18 protein-coding genes and 1 riboswitch are annotated in these 19,477 nt (G+C 59.8%); of the genes, 11 read left to right on the top strand and 7 right to left on the bottom strand.

What is annotated here, in order from left to right:
* Positions 1-26: 26 nt before the first annotated feature.
* Positions 27-1,466: a TolC family outer membrane protein gene (locus tag AC1ROI_RS08280; RefSeq protein ID WP_083375188.1), complete on the bottom strand. Its 1,440-nt coding sequence runs from the start codon at positions 1,464-1,466 to the stop codon at positions 27-29.
* A gap of 190 nt (positions 1,467-1,656) precedes the next feature.
* Positions 1,657-1,762, top strand: a riboswitch (TPP riboswitch).
* A 168-nt stretch (positions 1,763-1,930) separates the two neighbouring features.
* Between AC1ROI_RS08280 and thiC the strand changes: the two genes are divergently transcribed.
* Entirely contained in the window at positions 1,931-3,820 is a 1,890-nt protein-coding gene (thiC, locus tag AC1ROI_RS08275; RefSeq protein ID WP_010464250.1) for a phosphomethylpyrimidine synthase ThiC, read from the top strand.
* A gap of 99 nt (positions 3,821-3,919) precedes the next feature.
* Positions 3,920-5,212: a putative hydroxymethylpyrimidine transporter CytX gene (cytX, locus tag AC1ROI_RS08270; protein WP_010464248.1), complete on the top strand. Its 1,293-nt coding sequence runs from the start codon at positions 3,920-3,922 to the stop codon at positions 5,210-5,212.
* Here cytX and AC1ROI_RS08265 read toward each other — a convergent pair.
* On the bottom strand, positions 5,181-5,927 hold the full coding sequence (locus AC1ROI_RS08265; RefSeq protein ID WP_010464245.1) for an RsiV family protein: 747 nt from the start codon (positions 5,925-5,927) through the stop codon (positions 5,181-5,183). The two genes, cytX and AC1ROI_RS08265, sit on opposite strands and share 32 nt — an antisense overlap.
* Before the next feature lie 215 nt (positions 5,928-6,142).
* Between AC1ROI_RS08265 and AC1ROI_RS08260 the strand changes: the two genes are divergently transcribed.
* The 4 genes from AC1ROI_RS08260 to AC1ROI_RS08245 all read left to right on the top strand — a co-directional run bounded on the left by AC1ROI_RS08260 (position 6,143) and on the right by AC1ROI_RS08245 (position 9,477).
* The gene (locus tag AC1ROI_RS08260; protein WP_010464243.1) at positions 6,143-6,760 is read left to right on the top strand and encodes an NUDIX domain-containing protein; all 618 of its coding nucleotides are present in this window, start codon (positions 6,143-6,145) and stop codon (positions 6,758-6,760) included.
* Entirely contained in the window at positions 6,751-7,203 is a 453-nt protein-coding gene (locus AC1ROI_RS08255; protein ID WP_008153350.1) for a DUF1249 domain-containing protein, read from the top strand. The genes AC1ROI_RS08260 and AC1ROI_RS08255 overlap by 10 nt, the downstream gene beginning before the upstream one ends.
* A 98-nt stretch (positions 7,204-7,301) precedes the next feature.
* On the top strand, positions 7,302-8,117 hold the full coding sequence (cpdA, locus tag AC1ROI_RS08250) for a 3',5'-cyclic-AMP phosphodiesterase (protein WP_102593661.1): 816 nt from the start codon (positions 7,302-7,304) through the stop codon (positions 8,115-8,117).
* A gap of 1,003 nt (positions 8,118-9,120) precedes the next feature.
* A complete protein-coding gene (locus AC1ROI_RS08245; protein ID WP_010457616.1) occupies positions 9,121-9,477 on the top strand; it encodes a DUF6124 family protein in 357 nt (118 codons plus the stop codon).
* Between the two features lie 216 nt (positions 9,478-9,693).
* Here AC1ROI_RS08245 and AC1ROI_RS08240 read toward each other — a convergent pair whose 3' ends face one another.
* The 3 genes from AC1ROI_RS08240 to AC1ROI_RS08230 all read right to left on the bottom strand — a co-directional run bounded on the left by AC1ROI_RS08240 (position 9,694) and on the right by AC1ROI_RS08230 (position 11,477).
* Complete coding sequence (locus AC1ROI_RS08240; protein WP_010457614.1) at positions 9,694-10,290, bottom strand: superoxide dismutase; 597 nt, start codon at positions 10,288-10,290, stop codon at positions 9,694-9,696.
* A 176-nt stretch (positions 10,291-10,466) separates the two neighbouring features.
* Positions 10,467-11,069: a LysE/ArgO family amino acid transporter gene (locus AC1ROI_RS08235; RefSeq protein WP_010457612.1), complete on the bottom strand. Its 603-nt coding sequence runs from the start codon at positions 11,067-11,069 to the stop codon at positions 10,467-10,469.
* 6 nt (positions 11,070-11,075) lie between these two features.
* Positions 11,076-11,477 carry an ACT domain-containing protein gene (locus tag AC1ROI_RS08230; protein WP_102595851.1) on the bottom strand — a complete coding sequence of 134 codons (402 nt, stop codon included), beginning with the start codon at positions 11,475-11,477 and terminating at the stop codon, positions 11,076-11,078.
* A gap of 95 nt (positions 11,478-11,572) precedes the next feature.
* Here AC1ROI_RS08230 and AC1ROI_RS08225 point away from each other — a divergent pair, with 95 nt between their 5' ends.
* The 4 genes from AC1ROI_RS08225 to AC1ROI_RS08210 all read left to right on the top strand — a co-directional run bounded on the left by AC1ROI_RS08225 (position 11,573) and on the right by AC1ROI_RS08210 (position 15,500).
* Entirely contained in the window at positions 11,573-12,472 is a 900-nt protein-coding gene (locus tag AC1ROI_RS08225) for a LysR family transcriptional regulator ArgP (protein WP_083375865.1), read from the top strand.
* A 96-nt stretch (positions 12,473-12,568) separates the two neighbouring features.
* Complete coding sequence (locus AC1ROI_RS08220) at positions 12,569-13,561, top strand: NAD-dependent epimerase/dehydratase family protein (protein ID WP_010457606.1); 993 nt, start codon at positions 12,569-12,571, stop codon at positions 13,559-13,561.
* Between the two features lie 121 nt (positions 13,562-13,682).
* The gene (locus AC1ROI_RS08215) at positions 13,683-14,558 is read left to right on the top strand and encodes an ATPase (RefSeq protein WP_010457604.1); all 876 of its coding nucleotides are present in this window, start codon (positions 13,683-13,685) and stop codon (positions 14,556-14,558) included.
* 93 nt (positions 14,559-14,651) lie between these two features.
* The gene (locus tag AC1ROI_RS08210; RefSeq protein WP_077750482.1) at positions 14,652-15,500 is read left to right on the top strand and encodes a cache domain-containing protein; all 849 of its coding nucleotides are present in this window, start codon (positions 14,652-14,654) and stop codon (positions 15,498-15,500) included.
* 107 nt (positions 15,501-15,607) lie between these two features.
* Here the strand turns inward: AC1ROI_RS08210 and AC1ROI_RS08205 are convergent, their stop codons facing one another.
* Positions 15,608-17,125, bottom strand: a complete 1,518-nt coding sequence (locus AC1ROI_RS08205; RefSeq protein WP_102595893.1) for an MDR family MFS transporter — start codon at positions 17,123-17,125, stop codon at positions 15,608-15,610.
* Positions 17,126-17,204: 79 nt separating this feature from the next.
* On the bottom strand, positions 17,205-18,389 hold the full coding sequence (gene pobA, locus AC1ROI_RS08200) for a 4-hydroxybenzoate 3-monooxygenase (RefSeq protein WP_172962138.1): 1,185 nt from the start codon (positions 18,387-18,389) through the stop codon (positions 17,205-17,207).
* 188 nt (positions 18,390-18,577) lie between these two features.
* On the opposite strand from pobA, the gene AC1ROI_RS08195 reads away from it, so the two are divergent.
* A complete protein-coding gene (locus AC1ROI_RS08195) occupies positions 18,578-19,474 on the top strand; it encodes a helix-turn-helix domain-containing protein (RefSeq protein ID WP_102595894.1) in 897 nt (298 codons plus the stop codon).
* Positions 19,475-19,477: the final 3 nt, after the last annotated feature.

The following is a 19,477-nucleotide window of genomic DNA, read 5'->3' as shown; positions in this document are numbered from 1 at the left end:
AAGCTCCCTCGCCACAGAACCGGTTTTCACTGCGTTGGATTTGCCTTCAACTGCGCCGCCGCAGCCTTCGCCAGATCCGGTGGCAGGAAGTCCTTATCCGGGTTGTAGTCGGCCTTGAGATAACGCGCCAGGTCCTGCAAATCCCCCGGGTTCAACGTGCCGGCAGCCTGCTTCAAACGCAGGTTGTCGAGGATGTAGTCGTAGCGGGTGTTGTTGTAGTTGCGAACCGAGGTGTACAGCTGACGCTGGGCATCCAGCACGTCAACGATATTTCGCGTGCCGACCTGATAACCGATTTCAGTCGCTTCCACCGCACTCTGGTTGGAGATGATCGACTGTTTGCGTGCCTGCACCTGCTCGACGTCGGTGTTCACCGCCCGGTGCAGGTTGCGGGTGCTTTCCACGATTTGCCGGCGCAGGGATTCACGTTGCTGCTCGGACTGGTCCAGTTGCGCATACGATTGGCGCACCTGGGAGTTGATCAGGCCGCCACTGTAGATCGGGATGTTCACTTGCAGGCCCACCGTCGTTTGTTCGACGTTGCCGCCATACGGCTGGCCAAAGGCGTTCGGGTTGCCGAAGCCCAAGGCGTCGTTATCACCTTTTTCGTACTTCGCCACGGCATCGAGGGTCGGTGCATGACCCGCCTTGCGCTGCTTGAGTGTTTCTTCGGCAGCACTGACGGCGTAATTGCTGGCCAGCAAATTAAGGTTCTGCTTCGCCGCGGTATCGACCCAGGCCTTGGCATCATTCGGTGATGGCGGCAGGATCGGCAGTGTGTGGACAATGCCCTGGATCGAGTTGTATTGGCGGTTGGTCAGGGTGATCAACGCTTCGAACGCATCATCCACCTGGCGCTGGGCGAGGATCCGGTTGGCCCGTGCCGTGTCGTAGCTGGCTTGCGACTGCAGCACGTCGGTCTTGTCCGACAGGCCGACATCGAAGCGCTCGTTGGACTGGTCGAGCTGGCGTTTGAATGCGGCTTCCTCGGCCTTGGTCGAGGCCAGGTTGTCCTGGGTGCGCAGCACGTTGAAGTAGCTTTCGGCTGTCTGCAGGATCAGGTTCTGTTCAGTTGCCGAGAGTTGCAGCGCGGCCTGTTCGTTGACGTCCTTGGCGGCCTGGAACTGGAACCAGCGATCGGCACGGAACAGCGGTTGTGCCAACGTCGCTTGATAGGAATGAGCGTTACGGTTGGCGGTGGCCGAAGGCTGATCGATCGCGGTGCGCACGTTGGCGAGCTCGGCGCCGCCCGAGAGATTGGGCAGCAGCCCGGCGCGGGCCTGGGGCACCACTTCTTTCTGGGCACCGTATTGGGCACGGGCGGCAGCCAGGTCGGCGTTGTTGTCCACCGCTTCCTGGTAGACGCTGACCAGATCGGTTTTGGTCGATAAGGGCGCTTCTGCTGCCCAGGCCATTCCATTGGACGCACAAGACACGGCAAGGGCCAGTGATAGGTTGCGCAGCATGAGGCCATCCCTAAAATTACGCTGATAATTTGAGCGCCAAGGCTACGGCGCGGCCCATACAGCGTCAAGGCGCAGCATGGCTTGGCGAGTGTAATTGTCGCCAAGAACGGCAACAATCCGGTAATTGCGCCATTCATCATGGTGTTTACCGCGGTGTTGGCGTTCTTTGCCAGTTATGTCTAGACTGGCCGGGTTCTTGTCGGGGTGCCTTGCTATGAGGCTGAGATCGAATAATTTCGGATCCCGTTGAACCTGATCAGGTTAGCGCCTGCGTAGGGAACAAGATTTCTCGTCACCCGGCGAGTCCTCTTGTGCTTCGTCCGGGATGTTGTTCGACAATCGAACACCCCTCGAGCACTGAGCACAGCACCAACGGCTTCGTTATGGCTGATTGGTCGCGTCCATTCGTTACAGGTTCGCTCCGACAAAATTCCACTGCCTGGATGCTGTCTGGAGAGCCCGTGATGACGATAAAACTAAAAAACACTACGAACCTGAGTGACTCGGCCCAAGTCGATCAACAATCGGTTCAGCCGTTTACCCGCTCGCAAAAAATCTATGTCCAGGGTTCCCGCCCGGACATCCTCGTGCCGATGCGCGAAATCAGCCTCGACGTGACCCCGACCGACTTCGGCGGCGAGATCAACGCGCCTGTCGTTGTGTACGACACCTCGGGCCCGTACACCGACCCCAACGTCATCATCGACGTGCGCAAAGGCCTGGCCGATGTGCGCTCGCCTTGGATTGAATCCCGTGGCGACACCGAGCGCCTGCCCGGCCTGAGCTCGAACTTCGGCCAGGAACGCCTCGCCGACGCCGAACTCACCAAGCTGCGTTTTGCCCACGTGAACAACCCGCGCCGCGCCAAGGCCGGGGCCAACGTCAGCCAGATGCACTACGCCCGCAAAGGCATCATTACCGCCGAGATGGAATACGTCGCCATCCGCGAAAACATGAAGCTCGAAGTGGCTCGCGCCGCCGGGCTGCTGGACCAGCAACACGCCGGTCACAGCTTCGGTGCCAGCGTGCCGAAAATCATCACCCCTGAATTTGTCCGTGACGAGATCGCCCGCGGTCGCGCGATCATTCCGGCCAACATCAACCACACCGAACTGGAACCGATGATCATCGGCCGTAACTTCCTGGTGAAGATCAACGGCAACATCGGCAACAGCGCCTTGGGTTCGTCCATCGAAGAAGAAGTGGCGAAACTGACCTGGGGCATTCGCTGGGGGTCGGACACGGTCATGGACCTGTCCACCGGCAAGCACATTCACGAAACCCGCGAGTGGATCATCCGCAACTCGCCGGTGCCTATCGGTACCGTGCCGATCTATCAAGCGTTGGAAAAAGTCGGCGGCGCCGCCGAAGACCTGACCTGGGAGCTGTTCCGCGACACGCTGATCGAACAGGCCGAGCAGGGCGTCGACTACTTCACCATCCACGCCGGCGTGTTGCTGCGCTACGTGCCGCTGACCGCCAAGCGCGTCACCGGGATCGTTTCCCGTGGCGGCTCGATCATGGCCAAGTGGTGCCTGGCACACCACAAAGAGAACTTCCTCTACACCCATTTCGAAGACATCTGCGAAATCATGAAGGCCTATGACGTCAGCTTCTCGCTGGGTGATGGCCTGCGTCCGGGCTCGATTGCCGACGCCAACGACGCCGCGCAATTCGGTGAGCTGGAAACCCTCGGCGAGCTGACCAAGATCGCCTGGAAGCACGATGTGCAATGCATGATCGAAGGCCCTGGCCACGTGCCAATGCAGTTGATCAAGGAAAACATGGACAAGCAGCTCGAGTGCTGTGACGAGGCGCCGTTCTACACCCTTGGTCCGCTGACCACGGACATCGCACCGGGATACGACCACATCACCTCGGGTATCGGTGCGGCGATGATCGGCTGGTTCGGTTGCGCCATGCTTTGCTACGTGACGCCGAAGGAGCACTTGGGCCTGCCGAACAAGGATGACGTGAAGACCGGGATTATCACCTACAAGATCGCCGCGCATGCCGCCGATCTGGCCAAAGGGCATCCGGGCGCACAGATCCGCGACAATGCCTTGAGCAAGGCGCGTTTTGAATTCCGTTGGGAAGACCAGTTCAACCTGGGCCTTGATCCCGACACCGCTCGTTCGTATCACGATGAGACCTTGCCGAAGGATTCGGCCAAGGTCGCGCATTTCTGCTCCATGTGCGGGCCGAAATTCTGTTCGATGAAGATCACCCAGGAAGTCCGCGAATACGCGGCTAACCAACGGATCGAAACCGTCGACGCCGAAGTCGCCCAGGGATTGGCGGACCAGGCTGAGCGGTTCAAGCAGGAAGGCAGTCAGCTGTACAAGAAAATCTAGCCACGAGCGACAAGCGACAAGCTGCAAGAAGAAGCGGTTTGCTTCTAACTTGTAGCTTGCAGCTTGAAACTTGTCTCTGCTCTTATTGAGATAACACCCTTGAGCATTCAACCCAGCACTTATTCCCCCGACATCGCGGTGCCCATGGACAAACGTGTCTTTGGCGGTCGCGATCTGTTTTCCCTGTGGTTCTCCCTCGGCATCGGCCTGATGGTGCTGCAGACCGGCGCCTTGCTCGCGCCAGGTCTGGGCCTGTCCGGCTCGTTGCTGGCGATCTTCCTCGGCACGCTGGTCGGCGTTCTGCTGCTGGCCGCCGTCGGCGTGATCGGCAGCGACACTGGCCTGTCGTCGATGGCCGCGCTCAAGCTCAGCCTCGGCAAACGTGGCGCGAGCCTGCCGGCCGTGCTGAACCTGCTGCAACTGATCGGTTGGGGTTCGTTCGAAATCATCGTGATGCGCGACGCTGCCAGTTTGCTGGGTGCGCGGGCGTTCAGCGAAGGCAGCCTGCTGTCGAATCCACTGCTCTGGACCGTATTTTTTGGTGGTTTGGCGACCTTGCTGGCCGTCAGCGGTCCGTTGACGTTCGTGCGACAAATCCTGCGCAAGTGGGGTATCTGGCTGTTGCTGGCCGCGTGCATCTGGCTGACCTGGAACCTGTTTGCCAAGGCCGATCTGACCGCGTTGTGGGCACAGGCCGGTGACGGTTCGATGCCCTTCGCCGTGGGCTTCGACATTGCCATTGCGATGCCGCTGTCGTGGCTGCCGCTGATTGCCGACTACTCACGCTTCGGCAAGCGTGCGAAAAATGTGTTCGGCGGTACAGCGATTGGCTTCTTTATCGGCAACTTCTGGCTGATGAGCCTCGGCGTGGCCTACACCCTGGCGTTCGCGCCGAGCGGTGAAGTGAATGCCTTGTTGCTGGCGCTGGCGGGTGCCGGCCTGGGAATTCCGTTGCTGCTGATTCTGCTGGATGAGTCGGAAAACGCCTTCGCCGACATTCACTCGGCGGCTGTCTCCAGCGGGATTCTGTTGCGCTTGAAAGTCGAGCATCTGGCGTTGGCCATCGGCGTGATTTGCACACTGATCGCGTGCCTGGCGCCACTGGCGCAGTACCAGAACTTCCTGCTGTTGATCGGTTCGGTGTTTGCGCCGCTGTTCGGCGTGGTGCTGGTGGATCACTTCATTCTGCGCAAACGCAGTGCTCAGGTGGCGTCAGCCGCGTTGCGCTGGCCGGCGCTGCTCGCCTGGTTGGGCGGGGTGAGCACCTATCATTTGTTGGCCAATCTGTATCCGGACATCGGCGCAACCCTGCCGTCGTTGATTCTGGCAGGGTTGCTCCAGCTAGTGCTGGGCCGGGCCTTCAGTTACGGCCGGGAAACAGCTCGGGCTTGAGAATGCCGTTCAGGCGCGGGTAGGGGATCTTCAGTTCGACGTGGCCCAGCGCGTAAGGCGCGATGGTGCTCACTTCGTACTTGAGGATCACCCCGCCGTAGGTCAGCGCCACATTCTGGGTTTTCTGGAACGGCCACTGCTTCACGAACTCCGGTTCCTGATCGAGCTTGGTGCTGATCAGCCAGCTGTTGTGCGCCACTTGCGCGGCTTTCCAGAACGCCTCTTCCTGACCCGGCACCAACATGTCGGACAAGGTCAGCACTTTATGCTGCTGGCGCGAATAGTTGATGAAGCCGCGGCCTGGTGTGCCATGTGCGCCGCCGGTGTCCAGGTAGCTGGAAAATTCGACGATCACCAAGCCGTCATGCTGCTCACGTACCTTGGCTTGCAGGTAGCTGCTGTTACGCGGGCCAGCGGTGCGCAAAAACTCATCGCGATAGGCCGCCAGCGTCGGTGCCGCAGGGGCTTCGGGCGAGGTGCGGGTCATTTGCAGCAGGCGCTTTTCGACAATACCGTCAAGCTGAGGCTCGGCCGGGAAGCGCAGCGTATCGATGTTCACTAGCGGGCAGTCAGGCGTCGTGCAACCCGGTTTCAGTGTTTCGGTGGCGTCGCGGGTAGTTTCCAGCGGAGCTCGGTAGTTGGGTTGGAACAAACTCTGGCAGGCACCCAGGGTCAGGGCGATTGCGGCCACGGAGGCGATTTTAAAAAGCGACATGGGCGTCCTTCGTAAAACAGGGAAAGGCAAAAAGTTATCCGCTTCGACTCTCAACGAAGCAGTCAGTTCGCCACTAAGCTAATTAGAGTTGGTTTCGCCCTCACCGTCTATCTCGCTGACGGGAAAGGGGCTGCATCAAACGGCGCGGGCGCGTTAGGATGGCGCGAAGTCGAGGTTGGAGCCTCTTCATGGATTTGCAGTAAACGAGGATTGTCATGACTGATTTTGCCAACGCCATTCCGACCGCCGTTGATATCGTTCGGCGCGAAAAGTGCTACGAGGGCTTCTACAAGCTCGATCGTGTGCACTTGCGCCATGAGTTGTTTGCCGGTGGCATGAGTCGCGAGATCAATCGTGAAGTGTTTGTTCGCCATGATGCCGTGTGCGTGTTGCCATACGATCCGCAGCGCGATGAAGTGGTGCTGATCGAGCAGTTTCGCGTGGGCGCCATGGGCAAGACCGACAACCCGTGGCTGATCGAGCTGGTCGCCGGTCTGATCGACAAGGATGAAGTGCCGGAAGAAGTTGCTCACCGCGAGGCGCAGGAGGAAGCTGGGCTTGTGTTCGGGGCGCTCTGGCCGATGACCAAATACTTTCCATCGCCGGGCGGCAGCAACGAATTTGTGCACTTGTACCTGGGGCGTTGCGACAGCACCGGAGTCGGCGGCCTGCATGGGCTGGAGGAAGAAGCAGAAGATATCCGCGTTACGGTCTGGGCGTTCGAAGATGCCTTGCAGGCCGTCCGCGACGGACGTATTGCCAACGCGCCAAGCATCATTGCCTTGCAATGGTTGGCCTTGAACCGCGCTGAAGTGAGGGGGCTATGGTCGTAAACAAGCTGCGCGATCGTTACAGGGTGGACCTCGTGGGGCTGCAAGCCTCCTGCGAGGCCAACTACGCGCGCCTCATGCGACTGCTGCCGGACATGCGCAACGAACCCGAGGCGCGGCGCATTGCCGTGACTCACGGCGACCAGATGCTCGGCGTACTGGCTCTCGAAGTGCTGCAGGTCTGTCCGTACACCACGACCCTGCAAGTGCGCCAGGAACACAGCCTGCCGTGGCTGCCGGTGCCGCAACTGGAAGTGCAGGTCTACCACGATGCGTGCATGGCCGAAGTGGTCAGCGCCGAACATGCACGACGCTTTCGCGGCATCTATCCTTACCCGAATGCCTCAATGCATCAGCCGGATGAAAAGGCCCAGTTGAATATGTTCCTGGGTGAATGGCTGAGCCATTGTCTGGCGTGTGGGCATGAGTACGCCGTTGTGCGCTGAGTGTGAACTGCGTCAGATTCACAGGTTTCCTCTTTTGATCGTCCCCCAGCATAATTGCGGCACTCATCCAATCCCGTGATTCAGCCTGGGAGAACGCCTTGCCGAGCGTATCCACATTGACCACCGCCGATTCGGCGTTGCTGGTGCAACTGTCCGACAGTCATCTGTTTGCCGAAGCGGACGGGAAGTTGCTGGGCATGAATACCCGGGACAGCCTGCAAAAGGTCATTGAGCTGGTGCGCCTGCAGCAGCCGCAGATTGACCTGATCGTTGCCAGCGGTGATCTGTCTCAGGACGGGACGCTGGAGTCTTATCAGCTGTTTCGCGACCTGACCCGGCAGCTCGATGCACCGACGCGCTGGATTCCTGGCAATCATGATGAACCGCGGATCATGGCCGAGGCGGCGGTGCAAAGTGCGTTGCTGGAGCCGGTGGTGGATGTCGGTAACTGGCGGGTGACTCTGCTGGATTCGGCGGTGCCGGGGTCGGTGCCGGGCTATTTGCAGGATGAGCAGTTGCAGTTGCTGGCGCGTTCGTTGAGTGAGGCGCCGGAGCGGCATCATCTGGTCTGCTTTCACCATCATCCGGTGTTGATCGGCTGTTTGTGGATGGAGCCTATCGGCTTGCGTAATCCTGAGGCCTTGTTTGCGGTGCTGGATCGCTTTCCGCAGGTGCGTGCTGTTTTGTGGGGGCATGTGCATCAGGAGGTTGATCAGGTGCGCAAAGGGGTGCGGTTGATTGCTTCGCCTTCGACTTGCATTCAGTTTGAGCCTGGGAGTGATGATTTCAAGGTTGGGGAGCAGGCACCGGGGTATCGCTGGTTGCGGTTGTTGCCGGATGGGCAGATTGAAACGGGTGTTGAGCGGGTCACCGGGTTTGATTTTCAGGTTGATTTCGGGTCGAACGGGTACTGACTTTTCATCTTGGACTTGGCGGCCTGATAGCCGACCATGTTGCTGTTGACCGGGTGTATATCCATTCCTGTGGTAACGGCGGCTGGCGGTTTCGCCCTTACGGCGAGTCCCTTTTGTCAAACGCCACAAAAGGAACCAAAAAGTCTCGCCCCAAGCGTCCGGCCCCTCGCTAAGGCTCGGCGTTCCTTCGCTCCGGTATCCATCCGGGGACACTGCCCTCCGGTCTGCTTCGCGACGACCTACATGCAGCGTGTTCGACTGCGTCGAACGGCGCTGCGCGCCACTCCCCGGATGAACACCTCCACTCAGCCTCCCGAAAGGGGCGGGTGGATCAAGATCAAGAGCTGCAGGCGAGCTAACGCTCGGCCTGATGAGTGGTGAAGAGCGAAGCGTGTACAGCGAACCCCTTGTAGGAGCGAGGCTTGCCCGCGAAGGCGGCCTGACAGCCGACCAATCTCTTGCAGGTACCCACACTCCACTGTAGGAGCGAGGCTTGCCCGCGAAGACGGCCTGACAGCCGACCAATCTCTTTGCAGGTACCCACATTCCACTGTAGGAGCGAGGCTTGCCCGCGAAGGCAGCCTGACAGCCAACCAATCTCTTCCTGATGCCTCCCGATTGATCGTTCCCATGCTCCGCGTGGGAATGTCGCCCGGGACGCTCCGCGTTCCATTTTTGTGTGTTGAACGATGTGTAAAAAACTCAGCGTTTTCCCACGCATTTTTCAGGTTGCCGGGTAGGAAGCGTGTTCTCTAACCTCTGGCTGTCGCTGAAAACTCAGCGACCGGGTGTGAGAGCCCGGCAACTTATGGTCATCCAGTGTCTGTACACGCATAATCGCCGCCAGCTTATCCGCTGCCAGTATTTGCGTTATGGCGGCTGTGTGCGGGCGGACTTCGGTCCGGCCGGGTGTCCATAACCGGTCTTCTCACCTCGCACATAGCTGCCACCTCTTCGCCGTGTGAGAAGCGGCAAGTGGAGGCTCCAACGCTGGAGAAATTCAATGGACAAATTAATCCCCGACCCACCCGTCAACATCGCTCCCACCACCGAAGCCGAAACGCTCCTCAAAGACCACGAAGCCATAAAACGCGCCCTCGACTACTACCTCGACCCGCCAAACCAATACCTCGAAAAACCCCGTCGCCCCAGCACGATGTTCATGATCGCCCCCGACATGGACACTGAAAGCCTCCTGGCCCAAGCCTGCGAGTCCTTGGCTTCGGCCAGCGTCATGGCCAGCGATTTCGCCTCGAACCTGATCGGCCCGCAGCGCAACACCGTGCTGGCAATCCAGCAGATCATCATGCTGGCAGAACTGGCCGTGAACCGGGCGCTTGATAACGTCGATCCGGCATAGCATTCCAGAGACCGCGTCATCGTTCTTCGCGAGCAGGCTCGCTCCCACAGGAGATCGAGCGGGTTTTATAAAGGGTGTGTTCACTGTGGAGCGAGCCTGCTCGCGAAGGCGGCCGGGTAGTTGATTCGATGTTTAGAGCGACACACGGCAGTGAATACTTCCAAAGCCCATAAAAAAACCCGGCATAAAAGCCGGGTTTCTTGTCTGGCGTCGAGCTTAAGCCTTGAAGGTTTTGCCTTCAAATTGCTCAGCCACGAATTTCCAGTTGACCAGGTTCCAGAACGCTTCGACGTATTTCGGACGAACGTTGCGGTAGTCGATGTAGTAAGCGTGTTCCCAGACGTCGCAGGTCAGCAGCGGGGTGTCGCCGCTGGTCAGCGGGTTGCCGGCGCCGATGGTGCTGGCCAGGGCCAGGGAACCGTCAGCTTTTTTCACCAGCCAGCCCCAACCGGAACCGAAGGTGCCGATGGAGGTTTTGCTGAATTCTTCTTTGAACTTGTCGAACGAACCGAAAGAAGCGTTGATGGCTTCAGCCAGTGCGCCGGTTGGTTGACCGCCGGCGTTTGGCGCCAGGCAGTTCCAGTAGAAAGTGTGGTTCCAGACTTGAGCGGCGTTGTTGAAGATGCCGCCCGAGGAAGACTTGACGATTTCTTCCAGGGTCTTGCCTTCGAACTCGGTGCCTGGCACCAGGTTGTTCAGGTTCACGACGTAGGTGTTGTGGTGCTTGTCGTGGTGGTATTCCAGAGTTTCCTTGGAAATGTGCGGCTGCAGGGCATCGTGTGCGTAAGGCAGCGGCGGCAATTCGAAAGCCATGATGATTCTCCTAATCAGGTCAGTTGCGGTGAGCGCAAGGCCGATCACGGGCGGCCAGACAAGCGCCGGGGAGTTTGTACTCTTTGCGGCGCATCGGATCGGATCATAGCACCGGGGGTGCGGCATAACCACGCAACAACTGTGTGGGATAGAGGTTCCAGAGCCTTTTGGAATAATCAGCTGGCGACGATTAATTGAAACGCCACGGCAAACATCATCACCGCCACCAACAGATCAAGAATCCGCCAGGTGCTGGGCCGTGCCAGCCAGGGTGCCAACCATGCCGCGCCGAGTGCCAGAGTGAAAAACCACAACAACGACGCACTGGCCGCCCCCACGACATAAGCGCCGGGCTCGGTTTGCTGCGCGCCGAGGGAGCCGATCAACAACACGGTATCCAGATAAACGTGCGGGTTGAGCAAGGTGACGGCCAACGCGCTGAGCATCACCGCACGTAGCGAGCGCACCGTCTGGTTTTCACCTTGTTGCAGGCTTTGTTTCGAGCACGCCCGACGCAGCGCCTGACTGCCATACCAAATCAGAAATACCGCGCCACCCCAGCGGGCGACCGCCAACAAGGTCGGGTTTTGCGCCAGCACCGTCGCCAGCCCGAATACCCCGGCGGCCACCAGCAAGGCGTCGCAGGTGACGCACAGCGCCGCCACCGGCAGGTGATGTTCACGTCGAAGGCTCTGCGCCAGCACAAACGCGTTCTGAGTGCCGATCGCCATGATCAGCCCGGCGGCCACCAGCAGGCCATTCACATAGCTTTGCCACATAAGGGTTTACTCCGCGTTGGCTGCCAGGTTGCGCAACACGTGCATTGCGCGTTGAGCATCGGCCTGACCGACGAATAAATGGTCGTGGTAGTAACCGGCAATCACGTTGCAACTGATGCCAGCCTTACCCAATGCCGTGGCGAAGGCGGCGGTGAGGCCGACGGCTTCGAGGGCTGAGTGCACGTTCAAGGTGATCCAGGCTGCGACGTAGTCGAAGCTGAAACCGGCCTGCTCGGCGAGGGAGCGTTCGAGAATGACGGTCAGCCCCTCCTGCTCGCGAAAGCTGCCGACGATCGCGAGGCCGGCGGGCAATTGGCCGTCGCGCAGGGTGCAAAATACATATTCACCCTCGTTGAGGTGCGGGCTCATGCTGCGCAGCAGGGTTGCCAATGAAGTTTCGCCAGCCATGTCGGTGATCCTGTTCAAGAGTGCTTGCTGGCTATTCTCCGGTGCAACACGGTATAAGAAAAACCAATCATGCTGATCGCTCATTAGGAAAACTGATGTTCGACTATAAATTGCTGTCCGCCCTGGCCGCCGTGGTCGAGCAGGCCGGGTTTGAACGTGCGGCGCAGGTGCTGGGCTTGTCGCAATCGGCGATCTCCCAGCGCATCAAGCTCCTGGAAGCGCGGGTCGGCCAGCCGGTGTTGGTGCGGGTCACGCCGCCGGCGCCTACCGAGATTGGTCGGCGGCTGCTCAACCATGTCCAGCAGGTGCGTTTGCTGGAACGGGATCTACAGACGCTGGTACCGGCGCTGGACGAAGAAGGTCTGCCGGAACGTCTGCGCATCGCCCTGAACGCCGACAGCCTGGCGACTTGGTGGGCCGCAGCCGTCAGTGATTTCTGCGCCGAGCAACACCTGCTGCTGGACCTGGTCGTCGAAGACCAGACCGTCGGCCTCAAACGCATGCGCGCTGGCGAAGTGGCCGCGTGCATCTGCGCCAGCGAGCGCCCGGTGGCTGGCGCACGAAGCGTGTTATTGGGCGCCATGCGTTATCGCGCGTTGGCCAGCCCGGCGTTTATCGCCCGGCATTTTCCTGAAGGCGTGCGTGCTGACCTGCTGGCAAAAACCCCGGCGCTGGTCTTCGGCCCGGACGATTTCCTGCAGCATCGCTACCTCGCGTCCCTCGGGGTCGATGGCGGTTTCGAACACCATTTATGCCCATCGTCTGAAGGCTTTATCCGCCTGACCGAAGCCGGGCTTGGCTGGGGCCTGGTGCCCGAATTGCAGGTGCGCGAGCAACTGGAACGCGGTGTATTGGTGGAGCTTTTGCCAGATAAGCCCATCGATGTGCCGCTGTACTGGCATCATTGGCGCAATGGCGGTCAGCTGCTGGGGTTGCTGACCGATCAATTGGTGCGTTCGTCGAAGCAATGGCTGGTGCCCTGGAAGCAGCCATAAGCGTCAAGCTGCAAGCCGCAAGTGAAGCGCTTGCGGACCGTTTTTAACTTGCTGCGTGTAGCTTGATGCTCACCGCTGCATTTGTTGGAGCTCTACATGAAAATTCTGGTTACCGGCGCAAGCGGCTTCATTGGCGGACGCTTTGCGCGTTTCGCCCTGGAGCAGGGCCTGGACGTGCGGGTCAATGGTCGCCGGGCCGAAAGCGTCGAACACCTGGTGCGCCGTGGCGCCGAGTTTATCCCGGGCGACTTGAGCGACCCGGAACTGGCGCGCGAGCTGTGTTCCGATGTCGAAGCGGTGGTGCATTGCGCCGGCGCGGTCGGTTTGTGGGGACGTTATCAGGACTTTCATCAAGGCAACGTGCAGGTCACTGAAAACGTGGTCGAGGCCTGCCTGAAACAGCGGGTCCGACGCCTGGTGCATTTGTCGTCACCGTCGATCTACTTCGATGGCCGTGATCATCTGGGGCTGACCGAAGAACAGGTGCCTAAACGTTTCAAGCATCCCTACGCCGCCACCAAATTCCTCGCCGAGCAAAAGGTCTTTGGCGCACAGGAGTTCGGTCTCGAAACCCTGGCCCTGCGCCCGCGTTTCGTCACCGGGGCGGGTGATATGAGTATCTTCCCGCGGCTCCTGAACATGCAGCGCAAGGGACGCCTGGCGATCATCGGCAACGGCCTGAACAAGGTCGACTTCACCAGTGTGCAAAACCTCAATGAAGCATTGCTCAGCAGCTTGCTGGCCAGCGACTCGGCCTTGGGCAAGGCCTACAACATCAGCAACGGCACGCCTGTGCCGTTGTGGGACGTGGTCAATTACGTCATGCGCAAGATGGAAGTCCCACAAGTGACGCGTTACCGTTCCTACGGCTTGGCCTACAGCGTTGCCGCGCTCAACGAAGGGGTGTGCAAATTGTGGCCGGGCCGTCCCGAGCCGACGTTGTCACGGCTGGGCATGCAGGTGATGAACAAAAATTTCACCCTGGACATCAGCCGCGCCCGGCATTATCTGGACTACGATCCGAAAGTCAGTCTCTGGACGGCCCTCGATGAATTCTGCGGCTGGTGGAAAGCCCAGGACATTCGCTGACTTTTGCAGTGACAAACCTGCCAGCACTGAACCGAGTTTGGCGTTGAGGGTCAATCGCTGCGGCCGTGGGGTTTATACTCGCCCCCTATAGCCATCACCGCGTTCCAAAAAGGTTGACTCAATGTCCATGCGTAACGATGCCAACGACGACTTCGATGATGTTCCAAGCCTGCGCGCCGACGTCCCCGATGACGATGATTTTCCGACCTCGAAACGCACCTCCGTGCATTCGCGCACGGCGCCGGTGGTCAAAGTCAAAAGCGCCAGCACCGGGCCTCTGTGGGCATTGGTCGGCGCTTTGTTCTTCGCATTCGCCGGCCTTGCCTGGTGGAGCTTTCAGCAGATTTCGCTGATGGAACAGCAATTGGTCGCAACCCAGGAAAGTTTCGCGCGGATCAGTGAGGATGCGGCGGGACGCTTGCAGGACATTTCCGGCAAGGTGGTCGCCAGCCAGACCAACGTCACCAGCGACAGCGAAGCCCTGAAGTTGCAAATCAAGCAGCTGGAAAACCAGTTGCAGGACCAAAGCAAGCAGCAGCAAGGTGTGGTCGGTCAGACCAGCGACCTGGACAAGCGTCTTGCACAAATGACCGCACAAACCGCCGATCTGGACAAGCGCCTGGCGCAGATGACCGCCCAGAGCACCGAACACCAGGCCGCCAACACGCAATTGCAGGCGCAGGTCAAAGCCTTGAGTACCGAGTTGGCGGCGTTGAAAAGCGCCCCGGACGACACCAGCAAGTTCGACGCCCAGCTCAAAAGCCTCGGCGCCGACATCGTCGCGCTGAAAAAACAGGGCAACCCGAGCGCCGCCATCGAGCGACTGGAACAAGACATGATCGTGCTCAAAAGCCAGCAGGACAACCGCCCGGCAGCAGCGCAAGGCGTCACCAATACCGCCGAGTTCGATGCCTTCCGCGGCCAGACCACCCGCAACATCAACACCCTTCAGGCGCAGATCCAGAATCTGCAGCAGCAACTCCGCGCAAGGCAGTAAACCTTCGGCAGCTGCTACAGGGGCCTGAAAATTCGTACATATCCCATAGCCGTCTACGCTCTTGAAACACCGACAAGAACGAGGGGATGCGCTATGGGGGTTCTGCACAAGTGGGCCGTGCTGGGGTGGATGCTGTTGTTGTGTCTGGGGCAGGTTCAGGCGGCTACGGCGGAAAAGGATGACAGCCAGGCGGCCAAAGCCTTGCTGGAAAAAGCCCTGGCCTACTACCACGACAACGGCGACAAGGCGTTCGCGGCGTTCAGCCGTCAGGGCGAGTTTGTCGACAAGGATCGTTACGTCTTCGTGGTCGATACCAAGGGCGTGATGCTTGCCAGTGGCGGGCCGTCTTCGGCCTTGATCGGGCGTGATGTGACCGAAACCCTGGGACCGGATTTGCAGAAGGCCTTCAAGGACGCCTTGAAAGTGCCGGAGGGCAATGGGATTCAGCAGGCCGAATATCGCTGGCAGAACTGGTCCGACGGCAAGGTCGAGCGCAAGCATGTGTTCTATCAGCGCGTTGGCCAGCGGATTCTGGCCGTGGGTTACTACCTGCCACGGGCGTCGGCGGAACAGGCGATGGCCTTGCTGAACAAAGCGGCGACGGATCTGGCCAAAGACGAGAAGGGCACGCTGACTGCGATCAACTCCCTCAAGGGCGGCTACTTGCAGGATGACCTGTACGTGTTCGTCGTTGACCTCAACACCCAGCGTTACGTGGCCCACGGCACCAACCTGCGGTTGATCAATACCGACTTCGGCAAGATCAAGGACCCGGAAGGCAAACCGGTGGGCGAGCCGATCCTGGCGTTGATTGCCAAGCAGGATTACGGCGAATACGAATACCGCTGGAAAAACCCGGTCACCAGCAAGGTTGAAGACAAGCATGCTTACCTGAAAAAGGTTGGGCATTTTCTGGTGGCGGTCGGGTATTACAGCCCTTGATTCATCGGTGTCTGTGAGGACGCCTTCGCGAGCAAGCCTCGCTCCTGCAGGGATTGCGCTTCACCTGTAGGAGCGAGGCTTGCCCGCGAAGGCCGCGACTCGGTCTATCACCGAACCTTATCTTCCCGCCCCCGCAACACCCTGTTCGGCATCGCAACCGCCGCCGCCAACCCCAGCAACGACACCGCCGCACTGACCATCAGCAAATGCCTGAACGTCAGCAGCAACTCGGCGCGCAAGGCGTTCTGCGCCTCCCCCGGTGCAGCGTTCAAACCGTCCAGCAACACATTCCCTGAACGGCCCTCGGCAATCATCGACGAACCGGCCAGGTGGGCGAAGCTCGAATCCTGCAGCAGCGCCAGCAACAGCGCCGACATCAATGCCACCCCCACCGCGCCGCCCAGCGAGCGGAACAGGTTGGTGGTGCTGGTGGCGACGCCGATGTCCCGCTGTTCCACCGAATTCTGCGTGCCGACCAATGACGTCGGGAATTGCATGCCGCTGGCAATGCCGCTGAGCAACATAAACAGACTGCTGAGCAAGAACGCCTGGGGCGGACTGAAAGCCATGCCGAGAATCGAGATCGGCATCAGCACCGCCCCTGCCAGGATCATCGGTTTGTAGCGCCCTGTTACCGAGGTGCGGCGTCCGGCGAAATAAGCCCCGATCGGCAAGCCCATGGCCAGCGGCAACAGGTGCAGCGCGGCGCTGTCGGCCCCGGCGCCGGTGACGCTCTGGAAGCGCAGCGGCATCAGCACGATCAGCGAGATGGCCTGGAAACTGGTGAAGAAAATCGTGCACCAGCACAGGATCGCGTTGCGGTTGGCAAACAGGTGCATCGGCAGCAACGGCTCCCGCGCCCGGCGCTCATGCCAGACGAACAGCGCCAGCACCAGCACCGCGCCCCCTAGCAGGCCCAGCACTTCGGCGCTACGCCATGAGTGGCCCTGACCGACTTGCGTGATGCCCAGCAGCAAGGCGGTCAAACCGATAATCATCAGCAACGTGCCGAGGTAATCGATGATCGGTTGGCGTTGTGGCACGGGCAAACCCACCAGTGTGCGATTGGCCACCAGCCAGGCCCCGATGCCCAGCGGCAGGTTGATCAGAAATACCCAGCGCCACGACAGGTATTCGGTCATGTAACCGCCGAGCACCGGGCCGGCAACACTCGCCACGGCGTACATGCTGCTGAAATAACCCTGATAACGACCGCGCTCCCGGGGCGGGACGATATCCCCGATGATCGCCTGGCTGACCGAAATCATCCCGCCCGCACCGATGCCCTGGATGATTCGCGCCAGCACCAGTTGTTCCATGCTTTGGGCCATGCCGCAGAACAGCGAGGCGAGGGTGAACAGCCCCATTCCGAACAGCATTAACTTGCGTCGGCCGTACAGGTCGCCGAGCTTGCCGTAGATCGGCACCGCCACGGTCATCGCCACCATGTAGCCGGAAATCACCCAGGCCAGCAGGCTGACGTCCTTGAATTGCGCGGAGATGGCCGGCATGGAAACGGCGACGATGGTCTGGTCCAGTGCGCCGAGAAAGATCGCCAGCATCAGGGCGATCAACACGCTGCGAATAGCCGGTTTAGGCGTTTCAGGCTGGTTGAGATTGGTCACGGTGGAACCTGCGGGCAGTGAGTGTCCCGCACGAGGCAATGGCGAGCGGGGATGCTCGCCAGTGTAAGTCGGTAGGAGGCTATTCGATAGCCTCATAAGGAAGCCCGACGTAATTTTCTGCAATGGTTTTTCGACCGGCCTCGGAGTGTACGAAGTAATCCAATTCCGACTCGCAGATGCGCTGGCTGAAGGCGTCGTGATCATCGAAGCGGTGCAGCATCGACGTCATCCACCAGGAAAACCGTTCGGCTTTCCAGACCCGGCGCAGGCAGATCTCAGAGTATTTCTCCAGCAGATCGAGGCGTCCCTCGGTGTACACCTTTTGCAAAATGGTGAACAAGGTGCTGACGTCGCTGGCTGCCAGGTTCAGGCCTTTGGCGCCAGTGGGCGGGACGATGTGCGCCGCGTCGCCGACCAGGAACATCCGCCCGTACTGCATAGGTTCGACCACAAAACTGCGCAGCGGCGCGATGCTCTTTTCGATGGACGGCCCGGTCACAAGAGTATCGGCCAGCGCCGCAGGCAGGCGCGATTTGAGCTCCTCCCAAAAACGCTCATCCGACCAGGCCTCGACCTTCTCGTCGGCCGGCACCTGAAGGTAGTAACGCGTGCGGGTTGCCGAACGCATGCTGCACAAGGCAAAACCGCGTTCGTGGCGGGCGTAGACCAGTTCGTCATGGACCGGCGGCGTATCAGCGAGAATCCCGAGCCAGCCGAATGGATAGACCCGCTCGAAGACCTTCAGGCACTCGGCAGGAATCGACTGTCGCGCCACGCCATGGAAACCGTCGCACCCGGCGATGTAGTCGCAATCTAGGCGCCAGGTCTCGCCATCCTTCTCAAACGTCACGAACGGTTCTGCGGTTTTCATTGCGTGCGGTACGACGTTGCCGGCCTGGTAAATCGTCTGCGCGCCAGCCTCCCGACGAGCGGCCATCAGGTCCCGGGTGACTTCGGTCTGACCGTAGATCATCACGGTTTTGCCACCGGTCAGGGCTTGCAGATCGATGTGTACCCGGCGTCCGTCGAGGGCCAACTCGAAACCGCCATGGACCAGCCCTTCGGCATCCATGCGCTGACCCACCCCGGCCTGACGCAAAAGCTCTACCATGCCTTGTTCGAGGACACCGGCGCGGATTCGGCCGAGCACATAGTCGGGGGTCTGTCGTTCAAGGATCAGGGTGTCGATTCCGGCGTTATGCAGCAATTGGCCGAGCAGCAAACCGGAGGGGCCGGCGCCAATGATGGCGATTTGGGTTTTCAGCGTTTTCATTGTTTTTATGACTCGCAAGCTTCACGCGACCACGGCCGGTGAATGATTTTTATGGATCGAGTGCTTGCATTTTTCCCTTGCGGGTCTGTCAATTGAAGGTGAAAACTGAGCCGATACCTGTACATTCTGCCAATCGGTGCGATTATCGCCCGTAACCCTCTGAGACCTGGATTGAAGTGATGAACAAGCCTGACCTACCTTCGATTCCAGTGTTCAAGCTCTACGGTGAAAGCCTGGACTGGCCGACCCCCGACTTGCTGCACTGTGAAACCATTTCCAAACGCAGCCGCGAACATCAATGGGAAATCAAACCCCATCGTCACGCTGATTTGTGCCAGTTGCTCTTCGTATTCAAAGGTCAGGCAGAGCTTGAAATCGAAGGCAAACACACGGAGCTGACCGAACCGGCGATCCTGATCCTGCCGCCGTTATCGGTGCATGGTTACCGGTTTTCCGAGGACGTCGAAGGGTTCGTCGTGACCCTGGCCGCGCCATTGATTGCCCATCTTCAGGCGCAACTGGGCAACTCGGTGAATGCGTTGGCCCAAGCCGAAAGTTACCTGGCGGGCAAGGACAGCGATTACCTCAACAGCCTGTTTTCAGCGCTGCAAGAGGAATACACCGGGCACCAGCCTGCGCGTGAAATGCTCATGCATTCGCTGGTCAGCGTGATCATGGTGTGGGTCAGCCGCCAGGTGATTTCGCGCCGCGCTGCCAGTCAGCGTCCGCACCGTGCCCGGGAGTACCTCAACGGTTTTATCCAGCTGGTGGAAGAGACCTACCGTCAGCACGTCAAGGTCGAGGACCTGGCGCATCGGCTGGGGATCTCCGTGTCGCACCTCAACGGCACCTGTCGCGAGCTGGCGGGGCAACCGGCGTTGCAGATCATGCACGAGCGACAGTTGCTGGAAGCCAAGCGCTTGCTGACCTACACCAGCATGACCATTTACGAAATGTCCGACGTGTTGGGGTTTTCCGATCCGACCAACTTCACACGCCTGTTCCGGCGTCGGGTAGGGATCTCGCCCAAGGCTTTTCGCGACCGCTTGAAGGCCGATCAGGACAACGAGGCCTGACCG

It is taken from the genome of Pseudomonas sp. GW823-FHT02C02, assembly GCF_058797635.1.
This window is presented reverse-complemented; position numbering and strand designations above follow the sequence as displayed.

Coding starts and splice junctions, on each gene's coding strand:
- AC1ROI_RS08280 (WP_083375188.1), bottom strand. CDS start 1,466: ATGCTGCGCAACCTATCACTGGCCCTTGCCGTGTCTTGTGCGTCCAAT.
- AC1ROI_RS08260 (WP_010464243.1), top strand. CDS start 6,143: ATGACTGATTTTGCCAACGCCATTCCGACCGCCGTTGATATCGTTCGG.
- AC1ROI_RS08225 (WP_083375865.1), top strand. CDS start 11,573: ATGTTCGACTATAAATTGCTGTCCGCCCTGGCCGCCGTGGTCGAGCAG.
- AC1ROI_RS08210 (WP_077750482.1), top strand. CDS start 14,652: ATGGGGGTTCTGCACAAGTGGGCCGTGCTGGGGTGGATGCTGTTGTTG.
- AC1ROI_RS08220 (WP_010457606.1), top strand. CDS start 12,569: ATGAAAATTCTGGTTACCGGCGCAAGCGGCTTCATTGGCGGACGCTTT.
- AC1ROI_RS08230 (WP_102595851.1), bottom strand. CDS start 11,477: ATGGCTGGCGAAACTTCATTGGCAACCCTGCTGCGCAGCATGAGCCCG.
- AC1ROI_RS08265 (WP_010464245.1), bottom strand. CDS start 5,927: ATGTCGCTTTTTAAAATCGCCTCCGTGGCCGCAATCGCCCTGACCCTG.
- AC1ROI_RS08235 (WP_010457612.1), bottom strand. CDS start 11,069: ATGTGGCAAAGCTATGTGAATGGCCTGCTGGTGGCCGCCGGGCTGATC.
- thiC (WP_010464250.1), top strand. CDS start 1,931: ATGACGATAAAACTAAAAAACACTACGAACCTGAGTGACTCGGCCCAA.
- AC1ROI_RS08245 (WP_010457616.1), top strand. CDS start 9,121: ATGGACAAATTAATCCCCGACCCACCCGTCAACATCGCTCCCACCACC.
- AC1ROI_RS08195 (WP_102595894.1), top strand. CDS start 18,578: ATGAACAAGCCTGACCTACCTTCGATTCCAGTGTTCAAGCTCTACGGT.
- AC1ROI_RS08240 (WP_010457614.1), bottom strand. CDS start 10,290: ATGGCTTTCGAATTGCCGCCGCTGCCTTACGCACACGATGCCCTGCAG.
- AC1ROI_RS08215 (WP_010457604.1), top strand. CDS start 13,683: ATGTCCATGCGTAACGATGCCAACGACGACTTCGATGATGTTCCAAGC.
- AC1ROI_RS08255 (WP_008153350.1), top strand. CDS start 6,751: ATGGTCGTAAACAAGCTGCGCGATCGTTACAGGGTGGACCTCGTGGGG.